The following is a 16480-nucleotide window of genomic DNA, read 5'->3' as shown; positions in this document are numbered from 1 at the left end:
CGGACGTGCTCGTTCCCCAGGCGCTAGCGGGGGTGGGCTCGATGAAAGTGGACGTGCATGGGTGCCGCTCACCGGGCGCAGGCGGTTCGCCGATGAGACCGCCGGTATGATCGGACGGGTCTCATGCCCGACCTGACTCTTGATCTCCGATACCTGAAGTACGCCGTTCAGGTCGCCGAGGCCGGCAGCTTCCGCCGAGCGGCGGAGCGCCTATCGATATCGCAATCCACCGTCAGCCGACGTGTGCAGCTGTTTGAGCGCCAACTTGGCTTTTCTCTCTTCAAGCGTACGCGAGCGGGGGCAGGGCTGACTCCAGAAGGTGAGCGCTTCCTTCAACAAGCGGTGGTGGGAGCGCGCTACCTTCGTAACGCCGCAACGGAGATCCGCTCCGCGCGGAAACTCAAGACCGGGCTCGTGAGGTTTGGAATGCTTGAAGCGTTCCCGGCGTGCCCGATCATCAACATTCTCTCGGCATTCAGAAATAGACATCCGACGATCGAGGTAAAGCTTGAGGAAGGCACTTCAGAAGAAAACACTTTGGGGGTGAAGCGCGGATTACTGGACGCAGCAATCAGCCTGAGTGCGAGCAAGAGCCCTCAGTTCCAAGTTCGACGTCTCTGCGAACCAGATCTGTTCGTGGCATTGTCCCCGCTTCACGAGTTGGCAGCACGGCCACAGCTGTCGTGGGAGGACGTTTGTGACGAAGTCTTCCTCGTTCGCTCGGATGGCGCTGGGCGTGAGCTCGCTGGCATACTCCGGCGCATGGTGGGCGCCGGAGACGGAGCGGTTCAACTCTCGATCCAACAAGTCAGCCGAGAAACCCTGCTGACGATGGTCGAACAGGGCTTCGGCTTGACCATCACCAGCGTGATCTACCGGCCGGATATCGCGTTGATCCCGCTCCCATCGGCGCGGGCGCCGACGGCCGCTATAATTTCTTCCAGTGACAACGACAACCCGACTCTGCCGCTGCTGCTGAAGTGTTTCGACACCCCCTCTAGAGCGGGGACCACGGATTAATCGGCGCTCCCCGGCGTCAACGTTCGCCTGGCTTTGGCGAAGCCACGGTCTGTCGCGATGAACCGTTGTAACATCGGGACGATTAACCGAGCTGGGTCAACAGCGGACTGACCTTGCTCTCGGCCCAATAGGTGGGCGTAGTCAACAAGGTCCTGGTGGAGAGCTGCAGGTAGCTCGACCTGTACCTTAAGCGGCTTGTCGTCCGCGATGGGGCCTAGCTTAAGCTTCGACATCATCACCCTCCATATGGCTCCAGTACCAAGTCTCGCGTCACGAGAACGCGCACGGGAAATCCGGGCCGAATAGTGATCGTGGGCGCGACGTTGAGCTGACGCCTCACAATCTGCTGCCCTGCGTCGTTGATGGTGTCCTGCCCACCGTTCCGGATCGCCTGAACGAGCTGATCGTCGTTGTCGACCGCGAGTTCGGCGCCGACGCTCAGCAGTGTCGACAATCCCGCAGCCTTGGCCAGATCCCACCAATGGTAATCGACGCCATCCTGCAGCCCGGCGAACCCTTCAGCGTCAGCACCAGGCTGGCGCTCGAGAACGATCGAGCGCCCGTTCGGGAAGACGAGCCGAGTCCAGACGAGCAGGACTCGGCTCTGGCCGAACTGCACGTTGTTGTCGTACTGCCCGACCACACGAGTGCCTTGCGGCACAAGCAAGATACGGCCGGTTGGGCTGTCGTAGATGTTTTCGGTGACCTGCGCGGTGATCTGGCCGGGTAGATCGGATCGGATGCCGGTGATCAGCGCCGCGGATATCACTGCTCCCGCCTGAAGGACGTTCGGCGATACTGGCGCAGCGACGCGATCGGGCGCAACCGTCCTGCGATCGGCCGCGGCGTTCAGAAACGCGTTCTGCCGGTCCTGCGCCGAGGGCGTGGCGGGCGGCGGAGCGAGGCCAATGCTCGCCAAATCCGGCACCGGCGCGAGCGCTGGGGCAGCTCCCGCAGCAGCGGGTGTGCCCCGGCTTTCCGATCCGGAGAAGAGACGGCTGGTGCGCGCGGTCTCGATTTCCTGAAGGCGGCGCTGCTCTTCCGGGCTGATGCCGGGATTGGGCGTGGCCGTCCCGGGTGTGGGCACCGGCTGTCCGCGATCCTGGGTACTAAGGATCGGCCGGCCGAGGTCACCGGGAAGAGGGGGACCGAGCTGTGGCACGCCACTGTAATCTCGCGGCAGGCCGGCCAGTCCGTCAGCGGTCGAGCGGTTCTCGGTCGAATAGAGTTCGTCGTTCGGCCGACCGGCGTCGCGGGTCTGAAGCGCGTAGATCAGCGCACCTCCGAGCCCGACGCTGGCGACAAGACCGAGGCCGGCGAGAACCTTCCGCGACAACCGGGTGACGCGGGGCGGTTCGGCCCGCAGCCGCATCGGCGCAGGCCCGACCGGCTCGCCGGTCAGGGGCTGCGCATCGTCGTCCGGCACTTCCTCAATCCGGGGCGGGTTCTCGCTCACGAGGTCGGCCTCCCGTCTGTGCGGACGATCCTGACGCGCTTCTGCTCGCGGCCGGAGCCGAAGCGAAGTTCGGCAGCCGCGAACAGACGATCAACGATCATGTGGTGGCCGCGAACGCGATAGTTCACGAGCTCAGAGGTGTTGCCCTCGGGGCCGACGACGAAGAGTGGCGGCATCTCGCCCTGACCGATGCCGCGCGGAAACTCGATAAAGACCTGGCGTCCGTCGTCGAAGGCGCGCAGCGGCCGCCACGGCGCACGGTCGCCCTCGATCGCATAGCGGAAGTTGACGTTCGCGAGATCGACGCCGCTCGCCACCGGCTGGGCCGCCTGCGCCTCGGCGTTCTGACGGCGCAGCGCAATGAGCTGGTCTTGCGGATACTGCCATGAGACCGACGCCATATAGGTGCGCTCTGTCGAGCGCAGCTCCATGTGATAGGTGCGCATGTTGGTGTTGATGACGAGGTTTGTCATCAGGTCGGCGCGGGTGGGCTTTACTAGGATGTGGATCTGGCGCGTTGCCCCCGATCCGCTCTCGGTGTCGCCGATGATCCAGCGCACTGTGTCGCCGGCGGCCACCGGGCCTGCGCCGACAAGCTGCTCCCCGGGTTGGAGCGCGATGTCGGTGATCTGCCCGACGGCGGTATAGACTTGATAAAGCGCCCCTTGAGTCCACGGGTAGACCTGCATCGAGTTAATGAAGCCGTCGCGCACCGGCTGGACTCGTGCCGCCTCGTTTGCCTGGTTGACGCGAGCGGTCGGATTAGAAGGCTCCGGGGCACGCCGCGTCTCCTCCACACGCTGCAATTGGCCAGGCAGCGGCAGCGGCCGGGGCAGCTCGACCACGGTGACCGGCGCGGGTGGATCGACGGTCTGCACCGCCGGAGCCGCATTGTCGTAGGAAATCTCCGGCGGCGGATTGGTGGTCGCGCAGCCCGCGAGCGCGGTCGCCGCTAGCAGAACGACCGGGAATGCGGCTCTACGGAGAGCCGGGAGTACGTGTGTGTGTGAAGCCGGGTTTCCGGCTTTACGGAAATACGGCTTCATTGCCCAAGCTCCCGTGACCAGTTGATGGCGTTGACGTAGATGCCGAGCGGGTTCGCCCTGAGCCGGTCGGCGTTTCGGGGGATCTGCACGACGATCGTCAGGATCGCGGTCCAGCGCGTGGTCTCGGCGAGCTGGCCATTTTCGTATCGGCGCTAGACCCAGGCGACGCGGAAGCTGTCCGGGGACGCGCGGATGACGCTGGAGACGTCGACAGCGACCTGCTGCCGGCCGACCCGTGTAAAGGGGTCGTTGGAGCGGGCGTAGTCATTGAGCGCCATGGCGCCGCGGTCAGTCGTGAAGTCGTAGGCGCGCAGCCAGGGGTCGTCTCAGAAAACGGAATCTATGGTCACTCCCGTTTTTGCAACACCGATTTTGACGACAAGTTGGCTTGCTTGAATCTATCCGGCGTCTGAATGGGATTTTATTCCCGCGCCTTGATGAGTTCCGCGCCTGATGAACCTCCAGAAAATATACGGCTTCAATGAGCCTTTCCGTTTTACAGGTTCCTCAACAGGCCGGTGGGCCGTTAGTATCATCAATATCAGTATTCGCAAAACCAGATCAGTAATTCTTTAAACCGGTGTATTTCTGCCGTTATGCTACATAAGTTTGCTGTCGTGCCGTTAGGGCCCAGGCTATTCTGGCCAGCTTGTTTGCCAGAGCACAAGTGACGACAAAGTTGCTTTTCCGGCACAGTAAATCCCTGACCCAATCGGCCAATTTGCCAGACTGGTGTTCCAGTTTTTGTATGAATACCCTGGCACATTGAACCAACAAAGTTCGGATCTTTTTATTACCTCGCTTACTAATTCCCAGCAATGTCGTCCTACCTCCCGTGCTGTACTGCCGAGGTACAAGCCCTGTTGCCGCCGCAAAGTCACGGCTGCTGGCGTACTGCTTCCCGTCGCCAATCTCAGTTGAAATAGTACTCGCTGTCAGTGTTCCGACGCAGGGAATGCTCAGCAAGCGCTGTCCAACCTCATCTTCGTCCAACTTTCGTTTCAACTGGGATTCCAAATCTTTAATCTGCTCAACAAGATAGTGATAATGCTGTTGTAATTTCAGCAATAACTGGCTGAGGTAAAGAGGCAAACTATTATCCTCAAGAATGGTACTCAGTCGGCTAATAACGGCAGCTCCTCGGGGAACGCTAATGCCAAATTCCAGCAGAAAAGCATGCATTTGATTGGTTGTTTTTACCTTATCCTGAACCAGGGATTCACGGACACGATGCAGAGCCCGCATTGCCTGCTGAGATTCCGTTCTGGGCTGCACAAAACGCATAGACGGACGCGATGCAGCTTCACAAATAGCTTCGGCGTCGACAAAGTCGTTTTTATTGCTTTTAACGAACGGGCGGACAAATTGTGGTGATATCAGCTTTGGGGAATGCCCCAACTCTTCCAACTTGCGTGCCATAAAGTGAGAACCGCCACAGGCTTCCATTGCGATGGTTGTAGCGGGGCATGTCGCCAAAAATTCGATCAACTTTGGCCGGGTAAATTTTTTACGGTAAACAGCCTTCCCGCGACGATCCTGGCAATGAATATGGAAAGAGTTTTTACCCAGATCGATACCAATGAGCGCAATGTTTTCCATGATAGTTCTCCGAATGAAAGCCTGTCCTCAGCATAATACCGGGAAGGAGGGAGTGACCATCTCATTAAATAAAGCACGCTAAGCCGGTTGCAGCGGCCGTAGCGGCCTGAACTTGCCCGCGCCGATCTTGGCGCTGCTGCGCCAGAGGTAATCGCCGGTCAGGTTGATGTGCTCCCAGCCGAGCGGCGACAGGTACTGCAACAGGCCGTCATCGACGGCTTGACCGTGGCCACGCAAGGCGTTCGCGGCCCGCTCCAGATAGACCGTGTTCCATAGCACGATGGCCGCCGTCACCAGGTTGAGGCCGCTGGCCCGGTAGCGCTGCTGCTCGAAGCTGCGGTCGCGGATTTCCCCCAGGCGGTTGAAGAACACGGCGCGGGCCAGCGCGTTGCGCGCCTCGCCTTTGTTCAGCCCGGCATGCACGCGGCGGCGCAGCTCGACGCTTTGCAGCCAGTCCAGGATGAACAGTGTGCGCTCGATGCGTCCCAGCTCACGCAGGGCGACGGCCAGGCCGTTCTGGCGCGGGTAGCTGCCAAGCTTCCTGAGCATCAGCGAGGCCGTCGCCGTGCCCTGCTTGATCGAGGTGGCCATCCGCAGGATTTCATCCCAATGGGCGCGGACGTGCTTGATGTTGAGCGTGCCGCCGATCATCGGTTTCAACGCCTCGTAGGTGGCATCGCCCTTCGGGATGTAGAGCTTGGTGTCGCCCAGGTCACGAATGCGCGGGGCGAAGCGGAAGCCCAGCAGGTGCATCAACGCGAAGACGTGGTCCGTGAACCCTGCCGTGTCGGTGTAGTGCTCCTCGATCCGCAGGTCGGATTCGTGATACAGCAGGCCGTCGAGCACGTAGGTCGAGTCGCGCACGCCGACGTTCACGACCTTGGTGTGGAACGGCGCGTACTGGTCGGAGATATGGGTGTAGAACGTCCGCCCTGGGCTGCTGCCGTATTTCGGATTGATGTGGCCGGTGCTCTCGGCCTTGCTGCCGGTGCGGAAGTTCTGGCCGTCCGACGATGACGTGGTGCCGTCGCCCCAATGCCCGGCGAAGGGATGTCGGAACTGCGCGTTGACCAGCTCGGCCAGTGCCGCCCCGTAGGTTTCGTCGCGGATGTGCCAGGCTTGCAGCCAGGCCAGCTTGGCGTAGGTCGTGCCGGGGCACGATTCCGCCATCTTGGTCAGGCCCAGGTTGATCGCGTCGGCGAGGATCGTGGTCAGCAACAGGTTTTTGTCCTTGGCCAGGTCGCCTGACTTCAGGTGGGCGAAGTGCCGGGTGAAGCCCGTCCATTCGTCTACCTCCAGCAGCAATTCGGTGATCTTGACGTGCGGTAGGATCATCGCCGTCTGGTCGATCAGGGCCTGTGCGGTATCGGGCACCGCCGCATCGAGCGGCGTGATCTTCAGGCCCGACTCCGTGATGATGGCGTCCGGCAGCTCGTTGGCCAGCGCCATGCGGTTGACGGTGGCGAGCTGCGTTTCCAGCAGCGTCAGCCGGTCATGCAGGTACTGGTCGCAATCGGTGGCCACGGCCAGCGGCAATTCGCTGGCCTGCTTGAGGCTGGCGAATTTCGCGGGCGGCACCAGGTAGTCCTCGAAGTCCTTGAACTGGCGCGAGCCTTGCACCCAGATGTCGCCGGAGCGCAGCGCGTTCTTCAGCTCCGACAGCGCGCACAGTTCGTAGTAGCGCCGGTCGATGCCGGTGTCGGTCATCACCAGCTTCTGCCAGCGCGGCTTGATGAACTCGGTCGGCGCGTCGGTGGGCACCTTGCGGGCGTTGTCGCTGTTCATGCTGCGCAGCACCTCGATGGCGTCGAGTACGTCCTTGGCGGCGGGCGCGGCCCGCAACTTGAGCACGTCGAGAAATTCCGGCGCGTAGCGGCGCAGCGTGGCGTAGCTCTCGCCGATGCGGTGCAGGAAATCGAAGTCCTCGGGTTGCGCGAGCCGCTGCGCTTCGGTGACGCTCTCGGCGAAAGCATCCCAGGACATGACGGCCTCGATGGCGGCGAACGGATCGCGGCCCGCTTGCTTGGCCTCGATCAGCGCCTGGCCGATGCGCCCGAACAGCCGCACCTTGGCATTGATCGCCTTGCCGGATGCCTGGAACTGCTGCTGATGCTTGTTCTTGGCGGCATTGAACAGCTTGCCCAGGATGCGGTCATGCAGGTCGATGATTTCGTCGGTGACGGTGGCCATGCCCTCGATGGCGAGCGCCACCAGGGTCGCGTAACGCCGCTGCGGCTCGAACTTCGCCAGGTCGGCGGGCGTCATCTGGCCGCCCTCGCGGGCGATCTTGAGCAGCCGGTTCTGGTGAACCAGCCGCTCGATGCCGGAGGGCAGGTCGAGCGCCTGCCACGCCTTGAGGCGTTCGATGTGTTCCAGCATGTGCCGCGAGTTCGGTTTGACCGGGGATTGCCGCAGCCAGGCCAGCCACGTCGTCTTGCCGTTGTCGCGGCGCTTGAGCAGATCGTCGAGGCGACGGCGATGCACGTCCGTCAGCGGCTCAGCCAAGGCGTCGTAGAGACGCCGGTTGGCGCGGGTAATCGCTTCGGCGCTCGCCCGCTCGACGGCGTTGAGGGCGGGCACAATGACCGACTGCCGCCGCAGGTGCTCGATCAAGGCTCTGGCCAGCACGATGCCCTTGTCGGTTTGCATGGCCAGCTCGGTCAGCAACTGGACAGCCTGCCGGTAGTGGCCAATCGTGAACGGCTGGAAGCCGAACACCGTTTGCAGCTCGACCAGGTGCTCGCGTCGGGTCTGCTCACGCTGCCCGTACTCGTCCCAGCTTTCGATGCCGACCTTGAGCTGGTTGGCGACCAGTCTCAGCAATGGCGGGAACGGTGGCTCATCAGCGCCAAGGATGACGCCGGGAAAGCGCAGGGGCATTGTTGTTCGTCATCGCTTAGACTTTCTCAATCTGGCTACACGGGATCCAGCACCGATTCCCCCACGGATGGCGATGTATAGAAGATGAATTCATTGCCAGACGAAGTCCAATGGCCGGTGGCTATAGTTTTGATACCTTTGAGCGACATGCGCAGTCTTGGGGGGCCGGGCGTCGCAGGCGGACCGGTCGGCCGGGACCTCCACCTGCCCGTCAGGGGGCCGGTCGGAAATCCAGCACGAACGCGACGACCTTTTCGGCGGACATCTCGCACGGCTTCAGCAATGTTCTATCTGATGTAACGCGATAGAGGTTGAAGCTGACAATGTCGGTCCCGGCCAACTCCCTGGCGAACAGGCTGTTGCGACGTCCGTCACCGGATCGCCGGACAGTCACGCCGAAACGCCGGCCTTCGTAGGCGCCTTCGCTGTATCCCTCGGGAAGCTGCGCGAAGGCGGCATCGAACTCGGCATGCTCCATCTCAATCCAGTCGTCTTGATTCGACAGAAGCCCAAGGGTCCGAGGCCCTCGGCGCCAGTCCGCGGAGAAGGTCCGGGGCGGAGCCCTGTAGCCGACGCGGCCTGGGATGGGCGGAAAAGCCGTCCCGCGGGCGCTTGCACATGGCGCTGAGGCCGCCACCTGTCCGCCTGCTACGCAACCTCCACGCCTTTCCAGAAGGCGATATGATCCCGGATGCCCTCGGCGCCTGGCGTCGGATCTGGATAGGTCCAGGCTGCGTTCACGTTGAGCGCGTCTCCCACACGCACATGGAAGTAGCGCGCGGTGCCCTTGATCGGGCAGACGGACGTGTGCGGGCTCATCTCAAGCAGGCCAAAATCGACTGCCGACGGTGGGAAGTAGTGGTTTCCCTCGACGACGACCGTCTCGTTGCTTGTGGCGATGGTGGCGTCATTCCAGATAGCTGAGACCAACGGACTCTCCTTTCGTATTCATCAACCGGCACGGGGCTTGCGGGCTGTCTGCCCCAAGGCCGCACCCCCTCAGATGGCGGGCGGCGTGCGCCCCAGGAGTTTGTCGAGTTCGCCTCTGACATCGAGCTCGAAAAGCTCGTCGGAGCCACCGACATGCGTGCCGTTGATGAAGATCTGCGGCACGGTGTTTCGACCCGACGCTTCCGTCATGGCCTGCCGGTGAACCGGATCCGCCTCGATATCGAGTTCCTTCCATTGCACGCCCTTCTCCTCGAGGAGCATCTTCGCCCGGCGGCAGAACGGGCATCAGTTCGTGATGTACAGCAGCACATCAGTTGTCATATCGCGTCTCCGACAGTTGGAAGCGGATCGCTGTCATGGCGTTGATCTAGGGGTCGTCTCAGAAAACGGAATCTATGGTCACTCCCGTTTTTGCAACACCGATTTTGACGACAAGTTGGCTTGCTTGAATCTATCCGGCGTCTGAATGGGATTTTATTCCCGCGCCTTGATGAGTTCCGCGCCTGATGAACCTCCAGAAAATATACGGCTTCAATGAGCCTTTCCGTTTTACAGGTTCCTCAACAGGCCGGTGGGCCGTTAGTATCATCAATATCAGTATTCGCAAAACCAGATCAGTAATTCTTTAAACCGGTGTATTTCTGCCGTTATGCTACATAAGTTTGCTGTCGTGCCGTTAGGGCCCAGGCTATTCTGGCCAGCTTGTTTGCCAGAGCACAAGTGACGACAAAGTTGCTTTTCCGGCACAGTAAATCCCTGACCCAATCGGCCAATTTGCCAGACTGGTGTTCCAGTTTTTGTATGAATACCCTGGCACATTGAACCAACAAAGTTCGGATCTTTTTATTACCTCGCTTACTAATTCCCAGCAATGTCGTCCTACCTCCCGTGCTGTACTGCCGAGGTACAAGCCCTGTTGCCGCCGCAAAGTCACGGCTGCTGGCGTACTGCTTCCCGTCGCCAATCTCAGTTGAAATAGTACTCGCTGTCAGTGTTCCGACGCAGGGAATGCTCAGCAAGCGCTGTCCAACCTCATCTTCGTCCAACTTTCGTTTCAACTGGGATTCCAAATCTTTAATCTGCTCAACAAGATAGTGATAATGCTGTTGTAATTTCAGCAATAACTGGCTGAGGTAAAGAGGCAAACTATTATCCTCAAGAATGGTACTCAGTCGGCTAATAACGGCAGCTCCTCGGGGAACGCTAATGCCAAATTCCAGCAGAAAAGCATGCATTTGATTGGTTGTTTTTACCTTATCCTGAACCAGGGATTCACGGACACGATGCAGAGCCCGCATTGCCTGCTGAGATTCCGTTCTGGGCTGCACAAAACGCATAGACGGACGCGATGCAGCTTCACAAATAGCTTCGGCGTCGACAAAGTCGTTTTTATTGCTTTTAACGAACGGGCGGACAAATTGTGGTGATATCAGCTTTGGGGAATGCCCCAACTCTTCCAACTTGCGTGCCATAAAGTGAGAACCGCCACAGGCTTCCATTGCGATGGTTGTAGCGGGGCATGTCGCCAAAAATTCGATCAACTTTGGCCGGGTAAATTTTTTACGGTAAACAGCCTTCCCGCGACGATCCTGGCAATGAATATGGAAAGAGTTTTTACCCAGATCGATACCAATGAGCGCAATGTTTTCCATGATAGTTCTCCGAATGAAAGCCTGTCCTCAGCATAGTACCGGGAAGGAGGGAGTGACCATCTCATTAAATAAAGCACGTTAAGCCCATTGCAGACTCTAGATATTGACGAGTACGTCGGGTTTTCTCTTGTTTGAGTTGCCTCTTGTGGTAAGATAGTAATCAATTACTATCTTACCAGGAGTGCTCGTGGACACCCATCCAAAGCATCTGCCGGCCGATGAACGTCGTGCCGTAACTGTCGAGTCCGTCGTGGCGCTTGCCGGTTCACAAAACCCAAGCGAGATAACCACTGCGGCTATCGCTAAACACATGAACTTGACCCAGGGTGCGCTGTTTCGGCACTTCCCGAACAAGGAAGCCATTTGGCAGGCGGTCATGGAGTGGGTAGCAGAGCGCCTATTAGCCAGAATCGATCGATCCGCACAAGGAATCGAGTCGCCCTTGGCAGCCATGGAGGCGATGTTCATGAGTCATATCGAATTCGTAGCTGAGCACCCAGGCGTGCCAAGAATGATGTTTGGTGAGCTTCAGCGTGCCGAATCGACACCGGCCAAGCGCATGGTGCAAACCTTGATTCAGCGCTACGGCGAACGTTTGCATCGTCTCATCGAGAAAGGCAAGGCCAGCGGCGAGTTGTCTCCCTCGCTTGACAACGAGGCGGCGGCAACGCTGTTCATTGGCACGATCCAGGGCTTGGTCATGCAATCGCTGTTGGCGGGTGATGTGGGACGTATGCACCGCGATGCGCCGCGCGTCTTTGCAATTTATCGGCGTGGCATAAGGAGTGCGCAATGAAAAAGTTACCCTTGCAAGGCCGCACCCTGGCACTGCTTGCCGTCATCATTCCTTTGCTGGTGCTTTTTATTTATGTCGGTCTGCGATCAGGGCCGCTCGCCCCGGTCGCTGTGACGGTGGCAAGCGTGGAATCACAGGCTATCACACCGGCGCTGTTCGGCATCGGCACGGTGGAGGCGCGCTACACCTACAAGATCGGACCGACGTTTGCCGGGCGCGTCAAACGCCTGGAGGTGCATGTAGGCGACCAGGTCAAGGCCGGACAGGTGCTCGGCGAGATGGAGCCGGTCGACCTTGATGATCGGGTGCGCTCACAGGAGTCTGTATTCAAGCGGGCGGAAGCGGCTTTGCGCGAGGCAGAAGCCCGGCAAGCCTACGCGCAAACCCAGGCGCGCCGCTATGAGCAATTGTTTGCGGTGCGCTCGACCAGCGAGGAAATCGTCACCACCAAGCGGCAGGAACTGCAGATCGCCGATGCCGCCCTATCCGCCGCTCGGGAAGATATTGCCCGGGCACGCTCCGACCGCGAAGCACTCGTCGCGCAGCGGAGCAATCTGCGCCTGATCGCGCCGGTCGACGGTGTAGTCGCCGTGCGCGATGCCGATCCCGGCACGACCATCGTCGCGGGCCAGGCCGTGGTGGAAGTGATCGACCCCAAGAGTTTGTGGATCAATGTGCGCTTCGACCAGATCAGCGCATCGGGGCTGGCTGGGGGGCTGCCGGCTCATATCGTCCTGCGTTCGCGTGGTGGCCAGACCTTGAAAGGTCGCGTGCTGCGGGTGGAACCCAAGGCCGACGCGGTAACCGAGGAAACGCTTGCCAAGGTGACATTCGATAACAAACCAGAACCTTTGCCACCAGTGGGTGAACTGGCCGAAGTCACGGTTGACTTGCCGGCGCTCCCGGCCGCTCCACTGATCCCCAACGCTGCCGTCCAGCGTGAAGGCGATAAAGTTGGTGTCTGGCAAATCGTGGATGGTGATCTGCATTTCTCCCCGGTCAAGCTCGGCACTTCCGACCTCAATGGTTACGTGCAGGTGCGCGAAGGGCTCAAGAATGGGGACCAGGTTGTGACCTATAGCGAAAAGGCACTGACGGCGCGCAGCCGCATCCATGTGGTCGAGCATATCCCGGGAGTTTCACGATGATCAGCCTGGCCGGCCGCGACATTCTCCATGCCTGGGGGAAATTCGTCTTCACCGGCATCGGTCTGGGTCTGCTGATCGGCGTCACCCTAGTCATGGCTGGGGTGTACCGAGGCATGGTGGACGACGGCAAGGCGTTGCTCGACAACAGTGGCGCTGACCTTTGGGTGGTGCAAAAGGATACTCTGGGTCCTTATGCGGAGTCGTCCAGCCTCAACGATGACGTGTATCGCGCCATTCTCGCCATGCCGGGAGTCTCACAGGCAGCGAACGCGACCTACCTGACCATGCAGGTACGCAAGGGCGAGAGTGATGTACGCACCATGGTGGTCGGCATCGCGCCCGGTGCGTTGGGGGCTACACCCGGATGGCCTCCTTATCTCGTCGCTGGACGCCAGATCACGCGCGGTCACTACGAGGCTGTGGCCGACATCGCCACCGGCTTCAAACTGGGAGATCGTCTTGCCATTCGCCGCAATCATTACACCGTCGTGGGGCTGACACGGCGCATGGTGTCGTCCAGCGGCGACCCGATGGTATTCATTCCGCTCAAAGATGCCCAGGAGGCCCAGTTCCTCAAGGACAACGATGCCATCTGGCAAAGCCGGCGTCGCACCGAAGCCAACCCGGTCTTCAATCGACCCGGTGATCCAGGTTTGCTGGATGCCGTGATTGCTTCACAGAGCAGCAACGCGTTCGTCAATGCCGTGCTGGTCACTCTGAAACCTGGTCATGCGCCGGAAGAGGTTGCCGAATCCATCCAGCGCTGGAAGCGTTTGACGGTCTACACCCGGGCACAGATGGAAGACATCCTCGTCGGCAAGCTGATCGCCACCTCGGCCAAGCAGATCGGCATGTTCCTTGTGATTCTGGCCATCGTTAGCGCGGCCATCGTTGCCTTCATCATCTATTCGCTGACGATGGACAAAATCCGTGAGATCGCGGTGTTGAAGCTCATCGGCACACGCAACCGAACCATCGCCGCGATGATCATGCAGCAGGCGCTCGCCCTGGGCGTGATTGGCTTCGTGGTCGGCAAGATCACAGCCACCTTTTCAGCACCGGCTTTTCCAAAATATGTCCTGCTCACGCCAATGGATTCTGTCGCCGGTTTTTTTGCCGTGCTCGTGATCTGCGTTCTAGCTAGCCTCGTCGCCATTCGCATGGCACTCAAGGTCGATCCGGCCGAAGCCATTGGAGGTTGAGATGAGTGGCAAAGGGATACACATCGAAAGTTTAAGCAAGCGGTATGGCGATGGTGACACCGCTGTCTTTGCCTTGAGAGACGTGAATATGCATGTTGCGCCTGGTGAAGTGGTGGGACTGATCGGCCCTTCCGGGTCCGGCAAGAGCACGCTGCTCAAGTGTCTGGGTGCGGTGATCGAACCGACCGCCGGTCGCATGACGCTGGGCGATGAAGTGATCTACGCCGATGGCTGGAAAGTCCGCGACCTGCGCGCCTTACGGCGTGACAAGATCGGTTTCGTTTTCCAGGCGCCGTACCTGATTCCGTTTCTCGATGTCACCGACAACGTGGCGCTGCTGCCGATGCTTGCAGGCGTCGCGAATGGAGAGTCACGCGCGAAGGCACTGGAATTGCTCACAGCGCTTGATGTGCAACACCGAGCTCGCGCAATGCCCTCGCAACTCTCCGGTGGCGAGCAGCAACGGGTCGCCATCGCGCGCGGACTGGTCAATCGTCCGCCGGTGATCCTGGCCGATGAACCCACTGCGCCGCTGGATTCCGAGCGCGCCATGGCTGTAATCCGCATCCTCAACGACATGGCCCGGAAGTTCGAGACCGCCATCATCGTCGTCACCCATGACGAAAAGATCATCCCCACATTCAAGCGCATCTACCACATCCGCGACGGCGTGACCCATGAGGAAGCTGGCGAAGGGCGGGAGTTCGAATGAGAGAACGATTGAATTACAGGAGAATTTCATGACCCACCGCAAACACAGCCACGCATTTGGAACTATCACCCTGACCGTTACGGCCTGCCTGCTTTTATGGGGTTTTCAGTTGCCAGCTTGGGCTGGTGACGCTACCCAGGTTGAGCCACTGGCGCTACGCAAGATCATGCAGGAACTCGGGCGCAACATGCAGGCTATTACCGGTGCGATTTCGCAGGAGGAATGGGTTCAGGTCGTTCAGCTCGCCCCAAAAGTTGCTGCACACCCCGAGCCACCGCTTACTGAAAAAATGCGCATCCTTGCTTACCTCGGCGCTGATGCGACCAAGTTCAGAAACTTTGACGCGCAGACTCACGAGGCGGCGCTGGCCATGAAGCTGGCTGCTGCGAGCAGCGACGGCAAGGCGGTGATCCAATCATTCGCCCACGTGCAGGAAAGCTGCTTGGGCTGCCACCAAGCTTTCCGTAAACCTTTCGTGGAGCATTTTTATGGAGCACGCTAAAACATGCCAGCGCCCCATCAGCCTCGAAAGACGGCTTGCGGCAACTTACCTGGTAGCTGGTCTGGTCACCGCCGGTCTGGCCGGCTGCGCCGCCGGCCCTGATTTTCAGCGTCCCACCGCACCCGATGTGGCTCGCTACACTGCAACACCGGTAGCTGATAGAACCGTGTCCGCTCCCACGCAGTTTGGCGAAACACAACGTCTAGTCGAAGGGCTTCCGATCGAAACGCAATGGTGGCAAAGCTTGGGTTCATCCGCACTCGACGGACTGATAAACGAAGCTTTCCATGTCAGCCCGACGCTGGCGAGCATCAGCGCCAATTTGCGACAGGCGCAGGAGCTTCTTGCCGCACAGGCGGGCTCGACGCAATATCCACAGGTAGATGTCGCACTGGGATCTCAGCGCCAGCAAATGAGTCCCAGTAGCCAAGGGTTGAGCGGAGACGCACGTCAATTCAGCCTCTACAACGCCAGCGTTGGCGTGCATTACAACCTCGATCTGGCTGGCGGCAACCGGCGCGCACTCGAAGCCTTGGCTGCTCGCGCCGACTACCGTCGCTTCGAACTGAATGCTGCGCGCCTGGCCCTTGCCGGCAACATGGCAACCGCTGCCATTACCCGAGCACGCCTCGCCGCGCAACTAGAAGCCACTACTGCCATTTTGCGCGTGCAGGATGAGCAACTGCGCCTAGCCCATGAACGCGTGCGTATCGGTCAGGCCTCACCTGATGAAGCGTTGAGCCTACAAGCTCAGGCGGAGCAAACGCGGGCAGAACTGCCTGCGCTGCGTAAACAACTGCAACAAACCGAACATCTACTGGCGGTGCTAGCCGGTCGTGCCCCAGGCACGGGTGGCATCCCGGCCTTCACTCTGGCCGATTTCACTCTACCCGTCGAGATGCCGCTCGTCGTGCCCTCAGAACTGGTGCGCCGCCGACCGGATATCCAGGCGTCAGAGGCGCTGTTGCATGCGGCCAATGCAGACTATGGTGTGGCTGTCGCCAAGCTCTACCCACAGATCAACCTGAGCGCCAACCTTGGTTCTCAGGCGCTGACCACCGGTGCCCTGTTCGGTGGTGGCTCGGCAGTGTGGGGCCTGGTTGCGCAGCTCACCCAGCCTCTTTTTAATCCAGGGCTACCCGCTGAAAAAAGAGCGGCGCTCGCCGCTTTTGATGCCGCCGTAGCCAATTACCAGAGCGTCGTATTGGAGTCTTTGCGTAACGTCGCCGACACCCTGCGCGCGGTGGAAAGCGATGCACAAACTTTGACTGCCCTCGCTGCCGCTGATATGGCTGCACAGGCCTCCTTGCAGTCGGTCGAGCGGCAATACCGGCTGGGCGCGGCCAGCTACCTGCAACTGCTCATCGCGCAGCAACAGGCACAGTCAATCCGGATCAATATGGTTGCGATCCAGGCACAACGCCTAGTCGATAGTGTTGCTTTATATCAGGCCCTGGGAGGTGGTGTCAGTTAAGACTATACCCTAACCTGATGTCAGATGTTGAGCACAAACAAC

The 16480-nt window shown here is 59.9% G+C and carries 15 protein-coding genes and 2 pseudogenes; 7 read left to right on the top strand and 10 right to left on the bottom strand.

What is annotated here, in order from left to right:
• Positions 1-123: 123 nt before the first annotated feature.
• Entirely contained in the window at positions 124-1020 is an 897-nt protein-coding gene (locus tag HV107_RS26180) for a LysR family transcriptional regulator (protein WP_011191354.1), read from the top strand.
• On the opposite strand, the gene HV107_RS26175 is transcribed toward HV107_RS26180, so the two are convergent.
• The 10 genes and pseudogenes from HV107_RS26175 to HV107_RS26130 form a co-directional block, all read right to left on the bottom strand.
• Complete coding sequence (locus HV107_RS26175; protein WP_026227538.1) at positions 1017-1253, bottom strand: DUF2274 domain-containing protein; 237 nt, start codon at positions 1251-1253, stop codon at positions 1017-1019. The genes HV107_RS26180 and HV107_RS26175 overlap by 4 nt on opposite strands.
• 2 nt (positions 1254-1255) lie before the next feature.
• Positions 1256-2476, bottom strand: a complete 1221-nt coding sequence (locus tag HV107_RS26170) for a TrbI/VirB10 family protein (RefSeq protein WP_011191355.1) — start codon at positions 2474-2476, stop codon at positions 1256-1258.
• The gene (gene trbG / locus HV107_RS26165) at positions 2473-3522 is read right to left on the bottom strand and encodes a P-type conjugative transfer protein TrbG (protein WP_011191356.1); all 1050 of its coding nucleotides are present in this window, start codon (positions 3520-3522) and stop codon (positions 2473-2475) included. Before trbG ends, HV107_RS26170 begins: the two co-directional genes overlap by 4 nt.
• A pseudogene (gene trbF / locus HV107_RS26160) lies at positions 3519-3839 on the bottom strand (conjugal transfer protein TrbF); the annotation flags it as partial. The gene trbG and the pseudogene trbF, both read right to left, overlap by 4 nt.
• Positions 3840-4116: 277 nt before the next feature.
• Positions 4117-5121, bottom strand: a complete 1005-nt coding sequence (locus HV107_RS26155; protein ID WP_000427623.1) for an IS110-like element IS4321 family transposase — start codon at positions 5119-5121, stop codon at positions 4117-4119.
• Between the two features lie 78 nt (positions 5122-5199).
• Positions 5200-7995: pseudogene (locus tag HV107_RS26150) on the bottom strand (Tn3-like element ISPa38 family transposase); the annotation flags it as partial.
• Between the two features lie 217 nt (positions 7996-8212).
• A complete protein-coding gene (locus HV107_RS26145; RefSeq protein ID WP_018429638.1) occupies positions 8213-8479 on the bottom strand; it encodes a hypothetical protein in 267 nt (88 codons plus the stop codon).
• Positions 8480-8649: 170 nt separating this feature from the next.
• Positions 8650-8931 carry a DUF427 domain-containing protein gene (locus tag HV107_RS26140; RefSeq protein WP_046092728.1) on the bottom strand — a complete coding sequence of 94 codons (282 nt, stop codon included), beginning with the start codon at positions 8929-8931 and terminating at the stop codon, positions 8650-8652.
• 69 nt (positions 8932-9000) lie between these two features.
• Positions 9001-9192, bottom strand: a complete 192-nt coding sequence (locus tag HV107_RS26135; protein WP_409050291.1) for a glutaredoxin domain-containing protein — start codon at positions 9190-9192, stop codon at positions 9001-9003.
• A 407-nt stretch (positions 9193-9599) separates the two neighbouring features.
• Positions 9600-10604, bottom strand: coding sequence for an IS110-like element IS4321 family transposase (locus HV107_RS26130; RefSeq protein ID WP_000427623.1), 1005 nt, complete (start codon positions 10602-10604; stop codon positions 9600-9602).
• A gap of 187 nt (positions 10605-10791) precedes the next feature.
• Here HV107_RS26130 and HV107_RS26125 point away from each other — a divergent pair, with 187 nt between their 5' ends.
• From HV107_RS26125 to HV107_RS26100, 6 genes are read left to right on the top strand one after another with little or no spacing between them, the layout of a single operon-like run.
• Complete coding sequence (locus tag HV107_RS26125) at positions 10792-11400, top strand: TetR/AcrR family transcriptional regulator (RefSeq protein ID WP_004393990.1); 609 nt, start codon at positions 10792-10794, stop codon at positions 11398-11400.
• Entirely contained in the window at positions 11397-12548 is a 1152-nt protein-coding gene (locus HV107_RS26120; protein WP_022652304.1) for an efflux RND transporter periplasmic adaptor subunit, read from the top strand. Before HV107_RS26125 ends, HV107_RS26120 begins: the two co-directional genes overlap by 4 nt.
• Entirely contained in the window at positions 12545-13750 is a 1206-nt protein-coding gene (locus HV107_RS26115; RefSeq protein WP_182063612.1) for an ABC transporter permease, read from the top strand. Before HV107_RS26120 ends, HV107_RS26115 begins: the two co-directional genes overlap by 4 nt.
• Position 13751: 1 nt before the next feature.
• Positions 13752-14462: an ABC transporter ATP-binding protein gene (locus HV107_RS26110; RefSeq protein WP_004393997.1), complete on the top strand. Its 711-nt coding sequence runs from the start codon at positions 13752-13754 to the stop codon at positions 14460-14462.
• A 28-nt stretch (positions 14463-14490) separates the two neighbouring features.
• The gene (locus tag HV107_RS26105; protein WP_003056106.1) at positions 14491-14964 is read left to right on the top strand and encodes a cytochrome c; all 474 of its coding nucleotides are present in this window, start codon (positions 14491-14493) and stop codon (positions 14962-14964) included.
• Positions 14951-16438, top strand: coding sequence for an efflux transporter outer membrane subunit (locus tag HV107_RS26100; protein WP_137397142.1), 1488 nt, complete (start codon positions 14951-14953; stop codon positions 16436-16438). The genes HV107_RS26105 and HV107_RS26100 overlap by 14 nt, the downstream gene beginning before the upstream one ends.
• The last annotated feature ends 42 nt before the right edge of the window (positions 16439-16480 follow it).

It is taken from the genome of Enterobacter sp. RHBSTW-00175 (assembly GCF_013927005.1).
Taxonomy (GTDB): Bacteria; Pseudomonadota; Gammaproteobacteria; order Enterobacterales; family Enterobacteriaceae; genus Enterobacter.
This window is presented reverse-complemented; position numbering and strand designations above follow the sequence as displayed.

Excerpts from the sequence above, each read along its gene's own strand:
- HV107_RS26180 (WP_011191354.1), top strand. The coding sequence starts at position 124 with ATGCCCGACCTGACTCTTGATCTCCGATACCTGAAGTACGCCGTTCAG.
- HV107_RS26175 (WP_026227538.1), bottom strand. The coding sequence starts at position 1,253 with ATGTCGAAGCTTAAGCTAGGCCCCATCGCGGACGACAAGCCGCTTAAG.
- trbG (WP_011191356.1), bottom strand. The coding sequence starts at position 3,522 with ATGAAGCCGTATTTCCGTAAAGCCGGAAACCCGGCTTCACACACACAC.
- HV107_RS26155 (WP_000427623.1), bottom strand. The coding sequence starts at position 5,121 with ATGGAAAACATTGCGCTCATTGGTATCGATCTGGGTAAAAACTCTTTC.
- HV107_RS26145 (WP_018429638.1), bottom strand. The coding sequence starts at position 8,479 with ATGGAGCATGCCGAGTTCGATGCCGCCTTCGCGCAGCTTCCCGAGGGA.
- HV107_RS26130 (WP_000427623.1), bottom strand. The coding sequence starts at position 10,604 with ATGGAAAACATTGCGCTCATTGGTATCGATCTGGGTAAAAACTCTTTC.
- HV107_RS26120 (WP_022652304.1), top strand. The coding sequence starts at position 11,397 with ATGAAAAAGTTACCCTTGCAAGGCCGCACCCTGGCACTGCTTGCCGTC.
- HV107_RS26115 (WP_182063612.1), top strand. The coding sequence starts at position 12,545 with ATGATCAGCCTGGCCGGCCGCGACATTCTCCATGCCTGGGGGAAATTC.
- HV107_RS26110 (WP_004393997.1), top strand. The coding sequence starts at position 13,752 with ATGAGTGGCAAAGGGATACACATCGAAAGTTTAAGCAAGCGGTATGGC.
- HV107_RS26105 (WP_003056106.1), top strand. The coding sequence starts at position 14,491 with ATGACCCACCGCAAACACAGCCACGCATTTGGAACTATCACCCTGACC.
- HV107_RS26100 (WP_137397142.1), top strand. The coding sequence starts at position 14,951 with ATGGAGCACGCTAAAACATGCCAGCGCCCCATCAGCCTCGAAAGACGG.